This window comes from Paraburkholderia sp. CHISQ3 (genome assembly GCF_030464945.1).
In the GTDB taxonomy this organism is placed as follows: Bacteria; Pseudomonadota; Gammaproteobacteria; order Burkholderiales; family Burkholderiaceae; genus Paraburkholderia; species Paraburkholderia megapolitana.
In genome coordinates this window covers 244,085-264,857 of record NZ_JALPRG010000001.1, presented here as the reverse complement: position 1 = coordinate 264,857, position 20,773 = coordinate 244,085, and the positions used below count along the sequence as shown (strand labels likewise).

General features: G+C 60.4%; 18 protein-coding genes. 15 read left to right on the top strand and 3 right to left on the bottom strand.

The features are described 5' to 3' along the window. The first annotated feature begins 11 nt into the window (after positions 1-11). From M0D65_RS01175 to pstS, 7 genes are all read left to right on the top strand, one after another. The gene (locus tag M0D65_RS01175; RefSeq protein WP_266250507.1) at positions 12-704 is read left to right on the top strand and encodes a cysteine hydrolase family protein; all 693 of its coding nucleotides are present in this window, start codon (positions 12-14) and stop codon (positions 702-704) included. A gap of 2 nt (positions 705-706) precedes the next feature. Further along, a complete protein-coding gene (locus M0D65_RS01170; protein WP_266250505.1) occupies positions 707-2,368 on the top strand; it encodes an ABC transporter ATP-binding protein in 1,662 nt (553 codons plus the stop codon). Then, complete coding sequence (locus tag M0D65_RS01165) at positions 2,365-3,027, top strand: cysteine hydrolase family protein (RefSeq protein WP_266250503.1); 663 nt, start codon at positions 2,365-2,367, stop codon at positions 3,025-3,027. The genes M0D65_RS01170 and M0D65_RS01165 overlap by 4 nt, the downstream gene beginning before the upstream one ends. A gap of 2 nt (positions 3,028-3,029) precedes the next feature. Beyond that, positions 3,030-3,431, top strand: coding sequence for an oxalurate catabolism protein HpxZ (hpxZ, locus tag M0D65_RS01160; RefSeq protein WP_266250501.1), 402 nt, complete (start codon positions 3,030-3,032; stop codon positions 3,429-3,431). A 35-nt stretch (positions 3,432-3,466) separates the two neighbouring features. After that, on the top strand, positions 3,467-4,216 hold the full coding sequence (locus M0D65_RS01155) for a GntR family transcriptional regulator (RefSeq protein ID WP_266250499.1): 750 nt from the start codon (positions 3,467-3,469) through the stop codon (positions 4,214-4,216). 328 nt (positions 4,217-4,544) lie between these two features. Then, positions 4,545-6,032 (top strand): MFS transporter, encoded by a 1,488-nt coding sequence (locus M0D65_RS01150; RefSeq protein WP_211367965.1) that lies wholly within the window; start codon positions 4,545-4,547, stop codon positions 6,030-6,032. A gap of 68 nt (positions 6,033-6,100) precedes the next feature. Next, positions 6,101-7,204 (top strand): phosphate ABC transporter substrate-binding protein PstS, encoded by a 1,104-nt coding sequence (gene pstS / locus M0D65_RS01145; protein WP_266250495.1) that lies wholly within the window; start codon positions 6,101-6,103, stop codon positions 7,202-7,204. Here pstS and M0D65_RS01140 read toward each other — a convergent pair. Continuing rightward, complete coding sequence (locus M0D65_RS01140) at positions 7,197-7,610, bottom strand: DUF302 domain-containing protein (protein ID WP_266250493.1); 414 nt, start codon at positions 7,608-7,610, stop codon at positions 7,197-7,199. The two genes, pstS and M0D65_RS01140, sit on opposite strands and share 8 nt — an antisense overlap. A 185-nt stretch (positions 7,611-7,795) precedes the next feature. Between M0D65_RS01140 and M0D65_RS01135 the strand changes: the two genes are divergently transcribed. The 3 genes from M0D65_RS01135 (at position 7,796) to M0D65_RS01125 (ending at position 11,282) form a co-directional block, all read left to right on the top strand. Beyond that, complete coding sequence (locus M0D65_RS01135; RefSeq protein WP_266250491.1) at positions 7,796-8,488, top strand: lytic transglycosylase domain-containing protein; 693 nt, start codon at positions 7,796-7,798, stop codon at positions 8,486-8,488. Positions 8,489-8,574: 86 nt separating this feature from the next. Continuing rightward, positions 8,575-9,450 (top strand): extracellular solute-binding protein, encoded by an 876-nt coding sequence (locus tag M0D65_RS01130; protein WP_266250489.1) that lies wholly within the window; start codon positions 8,575-8,577, stop codon positions 9,448-9,450. After that, positions 9,447-11,282 carry an ATP-binding cassette domain-containing protein gene (locus M0D65_RS01125; RefSeq protein WP_266250488.1) on the top strand — a complete coding sequence of 612 codons (1,836 nt, stop codon included), beginning with the start codon at positions 9,447-9,449 and terminating at the stop codon, positions 11,280-11,282. The genes M0D65_RS01130 and M0D65_RS01125 overlap by 4 nt, the downstream gene beginning before the upstream one ends. A gap of 5 nt (positions 11,283-11,287) precedes the next feature. Here M0D65_RS01125 and M0D65_RS01120 read toward each other — a convergent pair whose 3' ends face one another. Both M0D65_RS01120 and M0D65_RS01115 read right to left on the bottom strand, forming a co-directional pair. Then, positions 11,288-11,725 (bottom strand): nuclear transport factor 2 family protein, encoded by a 438-nt coding sequence (locus M0D65_RS01120; protein ID WP_266250486.1) that lies wholly within the window; start codon positions 11,723-11,725, stop codon positions 11,288-11,290. Positions 11,726-11,781: 56 nt separating this feature from the next. After that, the gene (locus M0D65_RS01115; RefSeq protein WP_266250485.1) at positions 11,782-12,828 is read right to left on the bottom strand and encodes a cupin domain-containing protein; all 1,047 of its coding nucleotides are present in this window, start codon (positions 12,826-12,828) and stop codon (positions 11,782-11,784) included. A 525-nt stretch (positions 12,829-13,353) separates the two neighbouring features. Here M0D65_RS01115 and M0D65_RS01110 point away from each other — a divergent pair. From M0D65_RS01110 to M0D65_RS01090, 5 genes are all read left to right on the top strand, one after another. Beyond that, positions 13,354-15,498 carry a phosphocholine-specific phospholipase C gene (locus tag M0D65_RS01110; protein WP_266250483.1) on the top strand — a complete coding sequence of 715 codons (2,145 nt, stop codon included), beginning with the start codon at positions 13,354-13,356 and terminating at the stop codon, positions 15,496-15,498. Between the two features lie 3 nt (positions 15,499-15,501). Further along, positions 15,502-16,125 carry a phospholipase C accessory protein PlcR gene (gene plcR, locus M0D65_RS01105; protein ID WP_266250481.1) on the top strand — a complete coding sequence of 208 codons (624 nt, stop codon included), beginning with the start codon at positions 15,502-15,504 and terminating at the stop codon, positions 16,123-16,125. Positions 16,126-16,493: 368 nt separating this feature from the next. Next, positions 16,494-17,168: a phospholipase C accessory protein PlcR gene (plcR, locus tag M0D65_RS01100; RefSeq protein ID WP_266250480.1), complete on the top strand. Its 675-nt coding sequence runs from the start codon at positions 16,494-16,496 to the stop codon at positions 17,166-17,168. 74 nt (positions 17,169-17,242) lie between these two features. After that, positions 17,243-18,598, top strand: coding sequence for a pectin acetylesterase-family hydrolase (locus M0D65_RS01095; RefSeq protein WP_266250478.1), 1,356 nt, complete (start codon positions 17,243-17,245; stop codon positions 18,596-18,598). Positions 18,599-18,714: 116 nt separating this feature from the next. Further along, positions 18,715-20,091 (top strand): pectin acetylesterase-family hydrolase, encoded by a 1,377-nt coding sequence (locus M0D65_RS01090; RefSeq protein WP_266250477.1) that lies wholly within the window; start codon positions 18,715-18,717, stop codon positions 20,089-20,091. Positions 20,092-20,773: the final 682 nt, after the last annotated feature.

Genomic DNA, 20,773 nt, shown 5'->3' with positions numbered 1-20,773 from the left:
GATCGAGAAACATGAACCGATACATCGAAGCCAAACCGTACCCCTGGCCGTACAACGGCGATCTGCAAGCCGCGAACACCGCACTCGTCATCATCGATATGCAGACGGATTTCTGCGGCTACGGTGGCTACGTCGACAAGATGGGATATGACCTGTCGATGACGCGCGCACCGATCGAACCGATTCGCGGTGTGCTTGCGGTGATGCGCGCGCAGGGTTTCACGATCATTCATACGCGCGAGGGGCATCGTCCGGACCTCTCCGATCTCCCCGCCAATAAACGCTGGCGCAGCCGGCGTGCGGGGACCGACGGCGTCGGCATCGGCGATGCGGGCCCGTGCGGCAAGATCCTCGTGCGCGGCGAACCGGGCTGGCAGATCATCGACGAACTCGCACCGCTGCCGGGCGAGATCGTGATCGACAAGCCAGGCAAAGGCTCGTTTTGCGCCACCGATCTCGAACTGATCCTGCGCACGCGCGGCATCGAGAATCTCGTGCTGACGGGCATCACCACCGATGTCTGCGTCCACACCACGATGCGCGAAGCAAACGATCGCGGCTTCGAATGCACGGTGCTGGCGGACTGCTGCGGCGCGACCGACCAGAGCAATCACGCTGCCGCGCTGCATATGATCACGATGCAGGGCGGTGTGTTCGGCACGGTGTCCGATTCGCAGGCGCTGCTCGCAGCGCTCGGTAACTGATCATGGCCGCCATCGGTCAGTTGCCGGCGCGTTCCGGCGCCGCGGGCATCGAAGTGCTGGGCGCGTCGAAATCGTTCGGCGCGTTTCGCGCACTCGATAACGTCTCGATCAAGATCGCGCCCGGCACGATACACGCACTGCTCGGCGAAAACGGCGCGGGCAAGAGCACGCTGGTGAAGGGACTCGTCGGTTATGGGTTGCTCGACGAAGGGCAGATCGTCGTCGACGGTCGCGAGGTCGCCATTGCATCGCCGCGCGATGCGCAGGCACTTGGCATCGGCATGGTGTATCAGCACTTCACGCTTGCCGCGGGATTATCGGTAGAAGAGAACCTGCTGCTCACGCGCGGTAGCCTGCCGTGGAAGATCGACTGGAAAACCGAGCGTGCGGCACTGACGGCGTTCATGCAACGCATGCCGTTCAGGTTGCCGCTCGATGCGCCGGTCGCAGGGCTAGCTGCGGGAGAAAAGCAGAAGCTCGAGATCTTGAAGCAGTTGTACTTGCAACAACGCTTCCTGATTCTCGACGAGCCGACCTCGGTGCTGACGCCGCAAGAAGCGGACGAAGTGCTCGGCCTGATGCGCGCGCTGACAACGCGCTGCGAATTGACCGTGTTGATGATCACGCACAAGTTTCGCGAAGTGATGGCCTACGCCGACGATGTGACCGTGTTGCGCAAAGGGCGCTGCGTGGGCACCTCGGCGGTGGTGAACACCGGCCGCGAGCAACTCGCGAACTGGATGATGGGCACCGCCGATGCGTCGTCCGGGTCAGTACCGTTGCATGTGCCGGCCGCGCCAGGACGCGCCGCACGCCGACCGGTCGATCGCGAGGCACCGGTACGGCTCGCGATGCGCGATGTCTCGATCGACGACGATCGCGGCCACACAGCGGTACGACACGTCACGCTCGATGTGCGTGCCGGCGAAATTCTCGGTCTCGCAGGGGTATCGGGCAACGGACAGAAAGAGTTGGTCGAAGCACTGGTCGGCCAGCGACATCTTGCCGCGGGCGAAATGCGGATCGCCGACCGGCCGTATCGCGCGACTCGCGAAGAAATGACTGCGCTGCGCGTATTCGCGATCCCGGAAGAGCCGTTGAAAAATGCCTGCGTGGCCAGCATGAGCATTGCGGAGAATCTGGCCTTGCGCGATTTCGATCGCGCGCCGGTTCGCCGCGGCGGCTGGCGACTCGACCGCGCCGCATTGCGCGAACGCGCCGAACGCCGGATTCACGATTTCAATGTGCGGCCGCCGGTCCCCGAGCGTGCGATCGGTACGCTCTCGGGCGGCAACGTGCAGCGCGCGGTGCTGGCGCGCGAACTCGGTCAACCGGTAGACGTGTTGATCGTCGCGAATCCTGTGTTTGGTCTCGACTTCGCGTCGGTGGCCGACATTCATGCACGCTTGCTCGCAGCGCGCGATGCAGGCGCTGCGGTGTTGCTCGTCAGCGAAGATCTCGATGAGCTGCTCGAACTCGCGGACCGGATCGCGGTGATGGCGGAAGGCCGGCTGGTGTTCGAAACACCGGCAGAGCAGGCCGAGCGTGCGGTGTTGGGTCAACACATGGCGGGGCACAGCAGCGAGCCCACGCATATGTCGGAGCGATCCGCCGTGACGCCGCAATCGTCACGTGCGTCTGCTTACTCCGGAGCTAAACCATGACCGTCGAAATCGCCGCACAACCGGGACCGTTCGCATTCGACGCGTCACACACCGCGTTGATCGTGATCGACATGCAGCGCGATTTCATCGAACCCGGCGGCTTTGGCGAGTCGCTCGGCAACGATGTCTCGCTGCTTGCCGCGATCGTACCGGCCGTTGCCGAACTGCTCGCGCTCGCGCGGACCGACGGCTGGACGATCGTGCATACACGCGAGTCGCATGCGCCGGATCTGTCCGACTGTCCGCCCGCGAAGCGGCTGCGCGGCACACCGCGCATGCGTATCGGCGATCCGGGACCGATGGGGCGCATTCTGGTGCGCGGCGAACCGGGCAATGCGATCGTCGACGCGCTCGCGCCGGCCGCGGGTGAAATCGTGATCGATAAGCCCGGCAAAGGCGCGTTCTATGCGACCACGCTCGACGACGAACTGCGCGCACGCGAGATCACGCATCTGGTGTTTGCGGGCGTGACGACGGAAGTGTGCGTGCAGTCCTCGATGCGCGAAGCCAACGATCGCGGCTACACCTGCCTACTCGTCGAAGACGCAACGGCGAGTTATTTTCCTGCGTTCAAACAGGCGAGTCTCGAGATGATCCGTTCGCAGGGCGGCATTGTCGGCTGGACAGCGCCGCTTGCGGCGTTCACGATGGAGCGATGACCATGGATGTGAACCGCCCCGAAGTCGTCGCCGAAGTGGCGGCGGCATTTTTCGACTACGAGCGTGCACTCGTTGCACACGAAGTCGATACGATGAACGCGTTGTTCTGGCATACGCCGCAGACCGTGCGTTACGGTATTGCCGAAGTCCAGCATGGCGGTGAAGCGATCCGCGCGTGGCGCGCAGACTGCGAACCGGTGCCGGCCTCGCGACGGTTGCATCGCACGGTAGTGACGACGTTCGGTAGCGACTATGCGACAGTCAGCACCGAATTCACGAGCGATGCGACACCGCTGCTCGGCAGGCAGATGCAGACGTGGGCGAGACTCGGTGCCCCGCAGGAAACCGGCGCGGGCTGGAAGATCGTGGCTGCGCACGTCAGTCTGATTGCGGCTCCCGAATGATCAACCCTGAAAACCCGGCGAGGAGATCGCGCACCATGTCCGAACACGAGACCAGCGACACGACACCGGCAGACGCAGACTCCGAAGCGACGAGTGTGCCGAACGCACCGAACGCGTTGGCCGAGCAGGTCTATCAGCGGCTGAAGACCGACATCTTCAGTTTCCGGTTATTCCCGGGCGACCGGTTCTCCGAGAACGATATCGCGCAGTATTACGGCGTGTCGCGCACACCGATGCGCGACGGGCTGTTCCGGCTGCAACGCGAGGGTTATCTGGAAGTCGGTTTTCGGCGCGGCTGGAAGGTTGCGCAGATCGACTTCGATCAGCTCGATCAGCTTTACGATCTGCGTATCGTGCTGGAACTCGCTGCGCTCGAACGCCTCGGCGCCGGCGATGCGCCGCATGCCGCCATCGATACACTGAAGGCGATATGGTGCATCGAGCCCGAGCAGCGCGAAGCCGATTCGGTGGTGATGTTCGCGATGGATGAGGATTTTCATCGGCAACTCGTGGCGGCGACCGGTAACGGCGAAATGCTCCGGGTGCACAACGACGTGACCGAGCGGATTCGCATTGTGCGACGCCTCGATTTTCTGAAGCCGCATCGCACCAGCGCAACCTACGAAGAACACGGGAAGATGCTGCAACTGATCGAACGCGCGAGGGTGGCCGAGGCCAGCATCCTGTTGCGTGCGCATATTACGCAGAGCAAGCTTGAAGTGCGCAAGATCACACTGTCGATGCTCGCAGCGGCGCGCGATGTGAAGTTTCCGTTTGTTTCGTAGTGCGCGTAGCGTGTTGGTGAGCGCGAATTGAAAGCCTTGTAAGCGTAATCGCCCATCCAATCACTTCCGCGCGCGGGTACGCTCCCTTCGTACCCGCACCACAGCCTTCTCTTGCCCGATGTCACGCATTCGACATCCGCCATCGGCAGCATGTCCGCCTGACTGGCCAATCAATGCCAGAGCGACAAGCCGGTCGCAGGTACGCTGGCATCGCATCACTCCGATCCCCGATTCCAGATCCGTGTGCCGTTCAGGCGCGCCTCTCGCACTCCGTCGGCAGAAAAGCAAACGCGAAGACAGCAGCAACCCCACAAGCAAGGAGCGAGTTATGCATGACGCGGCAGATCCCCAAGGCTTGCGGCCCAGCAGTACGAAGTCGGTCCAGCAGTACATCGACGAACGCCCGATGTGGCCCGACGGAACGCATCTCCCGACGGTACCGATGACCGGCATGCAGTGGCGCATCTGGGCTCTCGCGGCCGCCGGCAAATTCTTCGAAGGCTTCGTGGTGTTCATGACGGGCGTCGCGCTTCCGTTGATCTCGCGCGAGTTCGGCATTGGTGCCGCGCAGAACGGCCTGATCAGCGCCGCGAGCTTGATGGGGATTCTGGTCGGTGCGGTTGGTCTGGGTGGCATGTCCGATTACTTCGGGCGCAAGCGGATGTTCATCGTCGAGATGATCATCTTCGTCGCGTTTCTCGTGCTGCTGGTGTTCTGCACGAATTTCGTCTCGCTGGTGATCTGTCTGTTTGGCCTCGGCGTTGCGCTCGGCTGTGACTATCCGACCGCGCACATGATCATCTCCGAAAGTATTCCCAGCAGCGCGCGTGGCAAGCTCGTGCTGGCTGCGTTCGGTTTCCAGGCGTTAGGCGCATTGGGCGGCACGGCGGTGGGCTTCCTCGTTCTGTCGACGATTCCGAATCTCGATGCGTGGCGCTGGATGTACGGCACGGCGATCATCCCGGCTCTCGCCGTGACGATCGGCCGCTTCTTCATCACAGAGAGCCCGAGCTGGTTGCATATTCGTGGCGCCGTCGACCGCGCCGAAGCCGCTACACGACGTTTGCTCGTGCGTGCGCCGCAGTATCCGACGAGCATCGCGCTATCGCGTGAAGTCGAACTGGCCGCTGCCGGCCACGGCGGCAAGGGGAGCTTTCTCGCGTTGTTCGCAAAGCGCAACCGGCGCGCGACGATCCTTGCTTCGGTGCCGTGGTTTTTGCAGGATCTCGGTACGTATGGCATCGGCATCTTTACACCGACCATTCTTGCCGCGGCATTCGGCAGCAAGCCCGACCATGTGCGCAGCATCACCGATCTGATTCTCAACGACATCCTCGCCGCAAAAGGGGCTGCGCTCATCACCATGCTGCTGATCGTCGGCATTGTGTTCGCGGTGATTCTCGCGGACAAGGTCGGGCGGATCTGGTTGCAGGTGGTCGGCTTTATCGGTTGCGCAGCGGGTTTGCTCGTTGCTTCGTTTTCCGATGGCTTTGAAGGATCGACCAAGACTGTGGTGATCTTCGCGGGCTTCATGTTGTTCAACTTCATGACCAACCTGGGCCCTAACGCGCAGACCTATCTGCTGGCCGGCGAAGTGTTTCCGACCGCGATTCGCGGTACGGGGGCGGGGTTTGCGGCGGCGGTCGGCAAGATCGGCGCGGTCGCGACTGCGTTCCTGTTTCCGATTCTGCTGACGGGCATCGGTACGGCGCCGCTGCTCTACATTCTCGTGGGCACGTCGATTCTCGGCGCGGTGGTCACGTGGCTATACCGCATCGAAACGAACGGGGTGAGTCTTGACGAGATCGGGCGCTAGGTGCGCTTGAGTCACATCGTCAGGCTTCTCGCAGAAGAGATGATTTTCGCGTATCGACGGAGACATAGATGATCGACCACCGTAAGAAACACGCGTTGCGCTTGTCCTGGCGACAACGCTGGCGACCACTCGTCGCGGCGCCGCTGTGCGTGGCCGCGCTTACCTTGTTGACAAGCTCGTTGACCCACGCGCAAGACCTCACGTTGCGCGAAACCGGCTCGACGCTGCTGTACCCGCTCTTTACGACGTGGGTCGACGCATACACGAAGACACATCCCGGCGTGCACATCACCGTGGGTGCGACCGGTTCGGGCAACGGTATCGAGCAGGTGCTGGCGGGCAAGGTGGAGATCGGCGCATCCGACGCGTATATGTCCGATGTCGAAATGCGGCAACACCCGCAAGTCATCAACGTGCCGCTCGCTATCGCGGCGCAGACGGTCAACTACAACGTGCCTGGGCTGAACGCAACGCATCTGAAGCTGGACGGCACGGTGCTCGCCGCGATCTATTCAGGTGCGATTCGCAACTGGGACGCACCGCAGATCGCGGCGCTCAATCCGGGCGTGAAATTGCCGCATCAGGCGATCGTGCCGATCCATCGTGCTGAGGGCTCGGGCGATACGTTCGTGTTCACGCAGTTCCTGTCGTTCGCGACGTCCGACTGGGAAAACGCTCACGGATACGGTACGACGATCGCGTGGCCGAGCGTGCCGGGTGGTGCGACGGCAGTGGGCAATGACGGCATGGTGAAGGCGTTGCAGGCGACGCCTGGGTCGATTGGGTACGTCGGTGTCAGCTTTACCGACAAACTGTCGGCGGCGCAACTCGGCACTGCGGCGCTCAAGAACGGTGCCGGAGAATTTGTCTTGCCGAGCAAGGAGACGATTACGGCGGGCGCTGCTTCGCTCGGTCCGCGTACACCGGCCGACGAACGTCTGAGCCTCGTGTTTGCGCCTGCACCGGGTACGTATCCGCTCGTCAACTATGAGTATGCGATTGTGTCGACGAAGCAACCCGACGCGACGACTGCCGCGGCGCTGCGCAGATTCCTGCTGTGGTCGATCGTGCCGTCCGAAACGAATGAAGCGTACCTCGATACGGTGCACTTCATTCCGCTGCCGCCGCATACGTGGGAGTTGAGCCAGGCGCAGATCCAGTCGATCAAATAGCGTCGCTGGAGACCGCGGCGCTCACCAACGCAGCCACACCGCTAAGCGGCTTCACCAGATCATCGGGCAACCCGTGCCGCTGCTGTAGATACTGCGCCGCGTTGTACGAGACCCAGACGTGTTTGTCCGCGTCCTCCCACACCAGCACCTTGAGCGGCAGATCGAGGGCCGCAGTGGGCACCGCTTGCATGAGCGGTGTACCGGCACGCGGATTGCCGAACACGAGCAGCTGCGACGGCTGCATCGCAAGACCCTCGCGTTGCGCGTCGCCGCTGAAGTCGATGTGCGCGAACAGCGTCAATTGCTTTGTCTTGATCAGCGATTCAAACCTCGCGACGGTTTCCTGCACCGAATGGCGGCTGGCAACCGTAACGACTCCGTGATCGGTAGTTTGATGGGCGGACATTGCTTCTCCACAGTAGGCGAGACTCGATGGATTCAGATTCTCCCATCGAATCATAGACCGGGCGACTACACCGCAGATTACAGCGCACTTTCGTTTACGTCCGCTTTACACCAAACTCGCACTTCTTTCGAAATTCGCTATGCCGCCTTGCGTAGAGTCGCTGAATCCGGAAGAAGGCGAACCCTATGCATGGAATCAACGCACTGAACGGAATGGCCGGCGCGCGCTTGCGCGTGGCATCGGTTCTCAAGGCTGCATTCGTGACGATCGTTTTTTTGCTGGCCGGTTTCTCGCCGGTTACCAACGCGCAGTCGATTACGGCTCCAATGGTTGCAAGCGATAGCGCGGCCGATACCGCAGCGACACCGATTGCGCCCGAACTGGACGATATCGTCAGCGCGCTTTGCGCACAGTTTCGCGTGACACGAGCCGATTCGATCAAGATCGCTCATGCCGTGCTCACCGAAGCGAACCGCTACGGCATGTCACCTGTTTTACTGCTGGCCGTGATGGCGGTCGAATCGGGTTTCAACCGTCACGCAGTGAGCGTGGCCGGCGCGCGCGGGCTCATGCAGATACTGCCGGCCGCGCATCCGCAACTGCTTGCGCGCGCCGGCGATCTGTCCGATCCCGCGACCAATGTGCACCTTGGGTCGGCGATACTGCGCGGCTATCTCGACGACGCCGACGGCGATCTCGGCGCCGCACTGCATCGATATAGCGGCGGCGGACGAGGATATGCGCGCCGTGTCGACCAGCGGATGCAGCAGTTCAACGCGCACTTTCAAAGCGTAGCCAATCCCAACGCCAGCTCCACCGCAGCGACCAAACCCTTCCTCTATACCGCCTGGCACCCGGAAGATTCCGCAGGCCAGTAACGCCACACTCCGTTTCCCCCGTCTTCAAGCAGAAAGCCCGCAGCTCGTCGTAATATATGGGCCGTTATAACGATACGGGGAATGACATGTTTCGCAAGCTGCTGCTGTCGTGTGCGATGTTGACAGGTGTGTTGAGCGCGAGCGCCCACGCTGCCGACGATACAACGGTCAACGTGCTGTACGCCGGTTCGCTGGTCAACCTGATGGAGCGCAGCGTAGGTCCGGCGTTCGAGAAGGAAACCGGCCTGCACTTCCAGGGCTATGCGGCCGGCTCGAACAAGATCGCCAACGAGATCAAGGGCAAGCTGCGCCGCGGCGACGTGTTCATCAGCGCGAGCCCGAAGGTGAATACGAGCCTCATGGGTGCGGCCAACGGCGATCATGTGAACTGGTATGTGAGCTTCGCCGAATCGCCGCTGATGATCGGCTACAACCCGCAAAGCCGTTTCGCCGCCGACTTCAAGAAGAAACGCTGGGACCAGGTGCTGCAGGAACCGGGCATCCGTATCGGCCGAACCGATCCGAAGCTCGATCCGAAGGGCGCGTTTACCGTCGAGATGATGAACAAGGCGGCTGGGCTTTATCATCAGCCGGACCTCGTCGAGAAGACGCTTGGAGCGCCCGACAATCCCGATCAGGTACTGCCCGAAGAGACGCTCGTTGGACGTCTGCAATCGGGCCAGCTCGATGCAGGGTTTTTCTATTCGACCGAAACATCGGACCTGAAAATTCCCGCGTTCCGTCCCGCGCCTGAATTGCAGGCCAAGGCCAGCTACACGCTGACCATCTTGAGCGATGCGGCGAATGCGGCCGGCGCGACGCGCTTCGTCGATTTTCTGTTGAGCGAGAAAGGGCGTGCGTTGCTGAAGGAACACGGCGTCGATGTGATCAAGCCGGTGGTGACCGGCGATGCGCGCGCCGTGCCGCCGTCGTTGCAGGCCGTGATCGACGCGGCGCAATGATGCGTTCCGCGCCACGGCCCTTGCTGTGGCTCGCCGCGCTGCTCGCGGTTTATCTGTGCGCGCCGTTTCTCGCGAGCATTCCGCAGATCGGTCACGCGGACTGGGCGGGCGTCGACTGGCGGGCGACGTGGTCGGCCGTTGGCGTGTCTGCCGCGAGTGCGAGCGTAGCGGCCCTGATCATCCTCGCGGGCGGCGTGCCGCTCGGTTACTGGCTCGCGCGATCGTCGTCGCGCTGGACGGCGTTGCTCGGTTTCGTGGTGCAACTGCCGCTCGCGTTGCCGCCGCTCACGAGCGGTGTGTTGCTGTTGTTTCTGCTTGGGCCGTATAGCTGGATCGGCCGTGTGTTCGGTGGCATGTTGACCGATTCGTTTGCCGGCATCGTCCTCGCCGAAACCTTTGTCGCCGCACCGTTCCTGATCGTGGCGGCGCGCTCGGCGTTCGCAGCGGTCGATCCTGTGTTCGACGATGTAGCGGCGACGCTTGGCCATCATGCAGGCAGCCGTTTTTTCCGCGTAATGCTCCCCGTTGCATGGCCTGCGATACGTGCCGGTCTCGCGCTTGCGTGGTTGCGTGCGTTCGGCGAATTCGGCGCGACAGTGATGGTTGCCTATCACCCGTATTCGTTGCCGGTCTACACCTACGTCGTGTTCGGCGGTCAGGGTCTGCCCGCGATGATGCCGTTGTTGTTGCCGACGTTAGCCATCGCTTTAGTGTGTGCCGCACTATCGATCTATAGTCGCGGCAATCGCGCAGGCACACTTGCAAAGATGGACAACGGCGACGAACCGTCAGTCATCGCAGCGACTTCGGCACCCGCAAGTGCTGCGCCCGATCTGCGGCTTGCTGTGCAGCTAGCCAGACACCTCGGCACGTTCAGTCTCGACATCGCGTGGGCACCATCGACACGACGACTCGCGATCATCGGTCCTTCAGGGTCGGGCAAATCGATGGCGCTGCGCCTGATCGCCGGACTGGAGCCGAACGAGGGTGGTGCGGTGACGCTCGGCGGAACCGATCTCGACGGGCAGCCACCCGAGCGGCGACAGATCGGTTATATGCCGCAGGACTACGGTCTGTTTCCCCACATGACGGTCGCGCAGCAACTCGCGTTTCCCGTCGATGCCGATGCAGCGAGTGCACAGTACTGGCTCGAACATCTTGGTCTCGCAGCGCTGGTGGATCGTTTGCCGCATCAGCTGTCATTCGGTCAGCGCCAGCGTGTTGCGCTGGCTCGCGCGCTGACGCGTCACAACCAGTTGCTGCTGTTCGACGAGCCGTTCGCGGCGCTCGATACACCGCGGCGGCGGCGCTTACAGCAATCGTTGCGCGATCTACAGCGGGAAATCTCCGCGGTCACGGTCATCGTCACGCACGATCCCGACGAGGCTGCGCTACTCGCCGACGAAGTACTGGTAATCGAACAGGGGCGCGTTCTACAAAGCGGTCCAGTCGAACAGGTCTTCGAGCGGCCGGCCACGATGCGCGTCGCCGAGTTGCTAGGCTTGCACAATGTCGGGCAGGGCGTGATCAAGGCGCCGGGGTTGATTGAAGCCCGCGGCGGATTCGTGCTGGAAACGGCCGACCGTTCAATCCCGTCGGGGTGTGAGGTGATGTGGAGAGTGTCGTCGCACGCAATCGTGCCATCGCCGAACGGAGTGCACGTAGGCACGATTGGCGCGGTCGGCTTACGTCACGGTGAGCGCTACGTCAGCGTGAACGTGGGCAGCGTCTGCCTGGAGTTTGCCAACGAAGAAGACGGCCGGCACGAAAGCGATCGCTGCCAGTTCGCTATCGATCCAGCCGGCGTCTCGGTATGGAGATATCGCGCGTAGCGACCTCAATGAAATGCCTGGCGCGCCAGCAGCTTCCATGCGCCATGCTGCTTCTGCCACACGAGCAGGACGTTGAGGTTGACGTCGCTCACCTTGCCGTCGGACTCGACCGTACCGGCGAAGTGATCGCGCATCACAGCGGTATCACCGGTGACGGCCGTCACGCTTTGCGTCAGATCGATCCGCCGATACTTTGTCTGTCCGCTCGCAATCGTCGTGACGAATTCCGTCTGGTTCTGCACGAGACCATTGGAGTGTCCGTACGATAGCGTGTCGGCGGTCGCGTCCTTCATCTGTTGTGCGTCGCCGGCGATCATCGCTGCGCTCAAGCGTTGCATCGCGTCGTTGACCGCGCTTTCGTCGGCGGGACTGGCAATTGCGCTGGTAATTGCGCTGGACGCAAGCAGCAGACTGGCTGCGACAGACAACACGAATTTTTTCATCGATGAGCTCCCTGTGATCGATAGCAAGGTGGGGCAGCTATCAACCGCCCCTGTACTCAAGCATTCATTGCTGCATCGCGTGGATTCAGACGGCCAACCATCAAGGGATCGGACGGCGTAAAGGGAAACTGCGGCAAGTTACGCTCGAGCACACCGAATGTCGCTCCGATCACCTCGCGTGAAAATGCAGTCACGCTGGTCCTGCAGCCGATATCCCCCGGCGTGGGCTGGTCGAAGAAAATCAAAAAGTGAAAGCCGTCGTCACCGAGCGTTTCGATGTGGTGAGGGTACGCACGAGGGACAAAATATACATCGCCTTGCTTGAGTTCGTACTCGTCGAGCGAACCATCGGGGTCCAGCACGCGCATTCTGGCGCTACCTTTCTCGACATAGCCCATTTCAGCGGTCTCGGGGTGCCAGTGCACATCTCTCATGCCGTTTTCCTTGATCCGCAGCGAGTACATGGAGATGTCTTCGAGTGCCGCCCAGTATTGTTTGCGCGCAAGATGCGCGGAGCCAAAGTTGTAGGAGAGCGGTGCATGCTGTCCTTCGACATCGAACAGACGCGCATTGGGTAATCCGGTGGTCGATGGCACGACGGCATTGCCTTGCCGACGCACAATCTGTTTAGCGGATGAGCGGTCGAACGCTGCAAATGCAGATGCAGGGAGATCGTAAGTGTTTCCTAACACCGCATTCGTCATCGCATTGAAGGTGGAATGCAACGAGAAGTGCTGCGGGCGTTCGCTACGCAACGCGATGATCAGTTCGGCAGGTTCCTGGCCAATGTTCTCGATGTGGTAAATCGCGCCGGATTCAACGTGATACATCTGACCGGGTTTCACCACGAACGACGAGAACGATGCGCTGTTTCCTAAGGTCGATACGAGCACGGTGCCCGATGCACAGTACGCAAGCTGGTTGGCGTTGACGTTCCACTGCGGTTCGCGGATTGCGCCCGGATTCAGAACGATACGCTTGATGGACAGGCACTTCAGAATAGGCAGGACACTTGCATCCACCGCACTGATGAAACCGTCCTCGCTTTCAAAGACGGGTTTAGCGGCGAGCAACGAAATGATGTGGGGAGATCTGGCTTGCATGATGTCGGATCCATTCAAATGAAATTGGCCGTTATTCATCTGCCCAGGTACGCTTTACATCCGTTGCCTAGCACAAGGCGTTAATTTGACCGCTAGTCTGCAGGCAGATTCTGGTGGTCGGATGAGCATCGAGGCGCTCAAGCCAACACTGAGAAGCATAGGACAAAAAATTAACAATTATGTCGTTGTGCCAAAGTCCGCTTTGTCACACTAGAGGATGACATCCAATGTCGCGTGTGGACCAGACCGCGTCGCTTCAGCGAAGGTCATGTGCCCGCCAAAAATTAGCATCCGCGATGTACTACGCATCTGCTAATGCATCCACTAAGGCATCCGTAACGGAGTTGTCTTAAAGAACGTATACCTGTCATATCGCGTCGCTAGATTAACGGAAGACATGCGGCCTATGCCTTCCAGAATTGCCCTGCACTGAAGAAGCTGCCGTTACGACGGGTACGCGAATACCTGTCTTGTCATCGTTGTGCAAACCCCTGGTGAAACAACCCTACAAAGGTGGTGCTTTACATGGCAAAGATAAGCAGACGTACATTCCTCGAGCGCGCGGCACAGACGGCCGGAGCGGCAGCGGTAGCGGGCGCGATACCGGATAGCATCCGGCGCGCCCTCGCGATCGAACCGGCCCGCGTGACGGGCACCGTCGAGGATGTCGCGCATATCGTCGTCCTGATGCAGGAAAATCGCAGTTTCGACCACTATTTCGGCTCGTTTCCCGGCGTTCGAGGCTTCAACGATCCGCGTACGGTGCTGCGCGCCGACGGCAAGCTGAACTGGTATCAGGCGTACAACGGACGCGATTACGTGCCATGGCACTTCGATACGTCGACTACTTCGGCGCAATGGCTGTCGTCCGACTATCACGACTGGACCTCGTATCACAACCTGTGGAACGAAGGCCGCTGCGACAAGTGGATGGCGGTGCAGTGGCCGACCGCGATCGGCTATTACGAGCGCACCGATCTGCCGTACTACTATCCGCTCGCCGAAGCATTCACGATTTGCGATGCCTACCATCAGTCGATGCTCGGGCCGACCAATACCAATCGCCTGTACCTGATGACGGGTACCGCATCGCCGAATAGCGACGGCACGAACGTCGCGACCAGCAACTTCATGAGCGATACGGGGACGACGGTGTCCTGGAACACGTTTCCCGAACGTTTGCAGCAGGCCGGTATCGACTGGCGCATCTATCAGGACGGCGGCGCCGGATCGTACAACGCAGTCGCGAACTTCCTGACCAGCCACAACTGGATCGACAACAAGAACAATTTCGACTGCAATGCGCTAGCGTGGTTTTCACAGTTTAGATCGGCGGCGACTACGTCGGACCTGTATCAACGCGGTATGAGCGTGCGCGGCATTTCGACGCTGCGCGACGATGTGCTTGCCAACCGTCTGCCGCAGGTGTCGTGGATCATTCCGCCGTTTTCGTCGTCGGAACACCCGTGGTGGGGACCGTCGTTCGGCGAACAGTACGTTTCGCGCATTCTCGAGGCGCTGACGTCGAACCCCGACGTATGGGCGAAGACCGTGTTCCTGATCTGCTACGACGAGGGCGACGGCGGCTACGATCACGTCACGGCACCGGTACCGCCTTGGAAAGCCGGCAAAGGCCTGTCGACGGTAAGCGTAGAAGGCGAGATTGAACAGACTTCGGGGTTGCCGATCGGCCTCGGTCCACGTGTACCGCTGCTCGCGATATCGCCGTGGTCGAAGGGTGGCTGGACCAGCTCGGAAGTGTTCGACCATACCTCGGTCATCCGCTTTATCGAAAAGCGCTTCCTCGGTCAGTATCCGAGCGTCTACGAAAGCAATATCACCCCATGGCGCAGGGCTGTTTGCGGCGATCTGACATCGGTATTCGATTTCGCCGGTACCGCCGATGCATCGGTGTCGCAGAACCTGCTGAACCTCAATGCCACCGAGGCGCAGCTCGACTACGCGTACTGGACACAGTTCTATTTCGCGTCGCCGGCGTACCCGTCTTCCTATCCGGCGCAGAACGCACCGTTGCCTGTCCAGGAGCCAGGACAGCGCAAAGCGCGGCCCGTACCGTACGAGCTGTTTGCGGAAGCCGCGGTGAACCTGACTGCCGGCACGATCCAGCTTGCGTTCACCAACAACGGCAAGGCCATTCCAGGCAACGCGCAAGGCGTTTCCGCCGCGGTGTTCCAGGTGAACGACGCAAAGAGTAGCGATGGTCCGCGGTTCTATACGATTCAGAGCGGCAACCAGCTGGCCGACCAATGGTCGCCTGTGCGCGATTCACAGGGGCTCTACGATCTGTCGGTGTATGGACCGAATGGTTTCTATCGCGCGTTCACGGGCAATGTCACGGGGCAGGCGACACTCGAAGTCACCGTTGCCTATCTGCCCAATGGCAATCTGATCGTCATGGCACGCAATACCGGCAAGACCGTGCGCACCGTGACGGTGGTGGACAACGCTTATGGCGGCGCTACACGTACCGGGCAGATCGCGCCGGGAAGCACCGGCAGAATGGAGTGGAATACGTCGGCAAGCGGCGGATGGTACGACCTGAGCGTTACGACGAACGTCGAGACGGGTTACCTGAGACGGCTTGCCGGCCACGTCGAGACGGGCAGCCCCAGTGTGACCGACCCGCTATTCAAGGCGAGGCAGGTGTAAGCGATGAACCGGCAGAACTTGCTATGGGCGGCCGCTGCGATTGTCGTGGCGGGTGCCGCGGTGTCTGGCGTGCTGCTCAGTAGCGGTCCTGGCAGCGGCCACAATAGTAGTGCGCAACAGCCCGCCAGTTCGCTGGCGGGCGATGCGTCTTCAGTACAGACCAGCAAGGTGAACACCATGTCGTCCTTAACGTCGGCAGATTTTCAGGCGCAACTCGAAGCATATGGGGTCAAGCGCGGCCAGTTGTCGGTCGATGCACGTCGCACAGAAGCGCAGCGGTTGATCGACGAGCTTAGAAAAGGCGCGCAGGCGGGCACGATCGATCCGCGCCACGCGTCGGATCTTGCCGACATGCTCTGGCCCGATGCGGAGCCGGATGCCACGAAGCGCGTCGCGCGCAGCGACGCATTGCACCAGACGTTGCGCGACATCGCGATGCCGCCTGTGACGCCGTCTCCGCAACGTGAGCAGCAAGATCAGTCGTATGCGGTAGCGAGCCGGCAGGTGATCGCCGATGTCACGTCGAGTGTGTCGGACCGAACCGAGCAGCGTGTGCAGATCGATGAACGCTTGCGCGATCTGCGCAAGCGTATTTATGGCGATGCGGATGCAGGGCGCTCGCGATAACAGCCGCAACATGACACGCTGTCCGGATCGGACCCATTGAACGGCCACCTGTGCACTTGTTCGCGTGTCGTGCTGTTTCTATCCTTCAGTGTCGGGCGTGGTTTGCGCGGCGATGGCTATCGTTGGTACGACAGCGCGATCCATCGTTATGCGAAATGACATTGCCGCTCAGACTCGCCCGACTTCACGGTGACGCATTGTCACCGAGCACACATCCGGGCAGCCGATAGTGCTCAACCTCTAAATTTCGGCGTGCCACGCAGAATATTTCCGTCTATTATTGCCGCATAATGCAACAAATTGCAACATAAAGAAGCAAAATAAAGCAGGGAGACGTGATGCAAAAATCGAGGCTTTCATGGAGTCTGTTGGCAGTACTACTGGTGAGCGGCACCATCGCCGCGGCATGGTGGTACAGCACGTCATCGAGTGCGGCGGCTACGCAGCCCGCCAGTGCTGCCGTGCCCACGCAGCAGGCAGCGCCGTCCGGGCAGACACAGACAGCATCGACAGCCGGCCCCGCAGAGCGACGCCTCGACATCGCCGCCTTGCGCAAGAGCCTGGCCGGCCGCCCCGACGCTGAAGCGGAAGTTCAACGTATCCTCGCGTTTGCGCGCTTCCAGGATCAGGTCGCCGACTACGGCGCAAATCGCAAGAACATGTCCGATCAGGACAAGCGCATCCTCGCGCAACAGATCCTTGGCGAACTGCCCGAGCACGTTGCGCGCAACGAGATCGTTCCGGTGCAGGCCGAAGCACTGAGCGCGGCGCTGCTGATGGATGCCGAGCCCGATCCGGCTACGCGTGATGCCGCGATCCAGAACATGCAGCAGCAGTGGAACAGCTACGCGCAACAGACGGTTGGCCCGTCGCCCGCGCAGGACCCGCGTTTTCAGACTTACTCGCAGCAGGCCAAACAGATCGTCGACCAGGTGCAGGCAACCGTGCGCGATCCCGACCAGCAGCAAACGATCATCGGCCAGCGCTTGCAGACGCTGCGCACGCAGATCTACGACGGCGGCGCTCCGTCCGGCACGAACTGAACGTCGCTTAGTCGCACCTATAGCGTCCCGTCAGAGGACGTTAGAACAGTCGCATCCATAAACAGGGAAGAGACATGCTTTCAATACGCCTCATCATGCGGCTGTGCGTCGCATTCTTGTTGAGCTTGACCGTGTTCAACGCTCATGCAGCAACCGCTCCGGCTACGCCCGATCCATCGATTCCGTACTACTCGTGGTACGAAGTGACGTTGCCGGAGGACACAGGTGCGAGTTGTGGCAACGGCACGCCGATGCGCTTCTATATCAATCGCGCGCAGTCGGACAACATGCTGGTCGGTTTCGAGGGTGGTGGTGCGTGCTGGGACTATGGTTCCTGCTCGGGCGACACGACCGGCATAGAGTCGAAGATCGGTGCATCCAATCCAAACGGTATCCCGCACAACTACATGAACGGTACGACAGTCGAGTCGCTTACGTCGACCTTCGAGTCGCCGATCATGACGCGTATCAACTTTCTGACCTGGCTGGTAGGTGAGCCTCAGGTAGAAACCCAGAACTGGACTCAGGTTTTTCTACCCTATTGCAGTGGGGATATCAGCACTGGCAACGCGATCCAGAATTACAACGGGCCAAATGGTAACTGGCGCCTGCAGCATTTCGCGGGTGTGAAAAACACTCAGGCGGTCATGCAATGGCTTGCGTCCCATGGTTTCGCGAAACCACAACGCCTGCTGGTATGGGGGCTTAGCGCGGGTGGTTATGGAGCACTGACCAACTACGCTCCGGTTCGGGACACGTTGCAGCCGCAGGCCAGTAGCTCGCTGCTCGACGACGCGGGAACGGTTTTCGTTACGCCGTTCAATGCCGATCCGTCCACACATCCTTCCGTTCGCATCTACAACGTCATCCGGCAGCAATGGAACTGGGCAGGCGGAGCAGGTTTCCTGAAGACTCTGCGCGGTATGCTGGGCAAGGCTTTCGATACCAACAATGTGGGCAGCATCTATCAGGCACTGAGCGAGAAGTATCCGCACGATCGTCTGGGTTACGCGAGCTTCCAGCAGGACAAGGTGATCTCCGCGTTCCACTACTTCCTGTTCGATCCGACGGTCGCTGCGTTGCCCGATATCGCATCGAAATCCGCGGCTTCGCTGGCGCTGTTCAATGAAGAGCTGCCGGGGATCAAGACAGAACTGAACGGGCTCACGAACTTCGGTTATTACATCCCGTGGGCGCGCGGCGACTTCATCGACAACCACACGGTTACGGCGGTGACGTTCTCTGGCACTGGCATCAACGAGAACGGTATTGATGCCCACGTCGGCGACTTCGTCAACAACCTGCTCAACCAGAAAGATCCGCTGGACACACCGGTGATGAAGGCATTCAGAACCGATCAGTCGTCCGACTTTGCGTGGACATCGGTTGCCGGGTTTCTTATGAGCCTCTTTAACGTCAATCTGATATGACGCCGGCGTACGCGTGGTAGCCGAGCTATCGCGCATCGATTCGACATAACCACGCAGTAGCCCGCTCGCCCGCTGCGAATCAAAGAACACCCTGTATCCATCGATAAGGAGGAGAGATGTCCGCATTCAAATGCATCAAGCAACTGGGCGTAGCGGGTTTGTTCGGCATGACAATGGCAAGCGGTCACGCGGCCGACACGACTGCACCTGACCCATCCATTCCGTACTATTCGTGGTTCGAAGTGACCTTGCCCGAAAGCACCGGCGCGAACTGCGGCAATGGCACGCCGCTGCGGTTCTATGTGAATCGCGCGCAGTCCGATAGCGTGCTGTTCATGATGCAGCCGGGCGGCGCGTGCTGGGACTATGGCACCTGCACGCAGACGTCGACGGGTGCCGAAGCAGGGTTAGGCGGCTTCAATCCGGACGGCATTCCACACAACTACGTGAACGGTACGGCCGACGAAAGCCTGATGACGTCATTCCTGTCGCCGCTGCTCACACGCATGGACCTCGAGCACATTCTGGTTGGCGAGCCGTCGGTTGAAACGCAAAACTGGACCCAGGTCTACGTTCCGTACTGCAGCGGCGACATCCACATGGGCAACTCGGTGCGTAACTACACGTCGCCGACCGGCGACTGGCGTATTCAGCACTTCAGCGGAACCAAGAACATTCAGGCGGTGAGCCAGTGGCTCGTCGATCACGGGTTGAGCAAGCCGAACCGCTTGCTCGTGTATGGGATGAGTGCAGGCGGCTACGGAACACTCGCCAACTACGCAACGATCCGCAATACGCTGCAGCCGCAGTTGCATAGCTCGCTGCTGGACGATGCCGGTACCGTATTCATCACGCCGTTCAATGCCGATCCGACGACGCATCCTTCGGTCGGGCTATACGACAAGGTTCGCACCGAATGGAACCTGACGGGACAGGGCAGCATGATTGCGGTGAACAGCAAGCTGCTCAAGAACTTCGATCCCAACAATATGGGTAGTGCGTACGCGGCACTCTCTGCCACGTTCCCACACGACCGTTTCGGCTTCTCGTCGTATCAGCAGGACAAGATCATCGCGGCGTATCACTACCGCGCGTTCGTACCGGCGGTCATCGCGGCGCCGGATGACACGACCAAAGACTCGCTCTCGCTCGCCATGTTCGACAACGAGCTGGATGGACTCAAGCAGGCGTTGAACCCGTTGCCGAACTTCGGCTATTACATGCCGTGGGCGCGTAACGACTTCATCGATAACCACCAGGTCACCGCAGTCAGCTTCACAGGCTCGGGGATTCACGAGAACGGTATCAACGCGGACGTCGGCAATTTCGTCAACGACCTGCTCAACCAGAAGGACCCGTCCGATACGCCGGTCATGAAGGCGTTCCGGACCGAGCAGTGGTCCGACTTCACGTTCTCGACTTTCCTCGCGTGGCTCGACAGTATTCTCAACCTGACGGGGGAAGCGGGGCCGATTTCAACCCATCACGCGTGATGACACGCTGGCTGCCGCGCACCGAACGGGCGGCGGCCAGTGATGACGACGTTCCACAACACGATGGGCGCGCGTCGCCACCTCGTGTCGCGGTCTCTCAGGTCCCGCTTGCACCCTCGACGGGACCTTTGCCAGGACCGCAAGGTCTTGGCCTTTTTATATCCCGGGAAATTACCGCGCATTCCGGATATCCGCTTGCACCGGTAGCATGACAGGCGTGAAAGGAGACGTCGTGATGACAGAGAATACGCGGACATCGAATACCAAATCGATTCCAGATGACATTGCACCGCCGCAATTGGGCGGATTGCACTTTTTCTGTTAAGCGAGGGTGGTTTTAGTCTTCTGCTGGCACGCATGCTTCACGTTACCTGATTTGCATAGTCATTATTTCTGCGAAATCTGCCGCTGGCTGGGAGTGACTATCCTGCGTCGCTTTCGGCGCAAACGTTTCACTGGTGCGGTGATTGTCTATTTCTCGATTTCTGATGTGGAAAATAACGTCAGAAATTAAAATTACATAGACGAAAGATGTGGGGCAGGTGCATTATCCTTCAGACGTTTCGTTGGTATTTGAATCACCTATAAAAATCAGTTGCCTCGTTGCACGTAAAACAGCTGCCCTGGATACACAGGCAATGAGGCGCGAATATTCCGAGGGTGAATTTATGCAACGCGAATT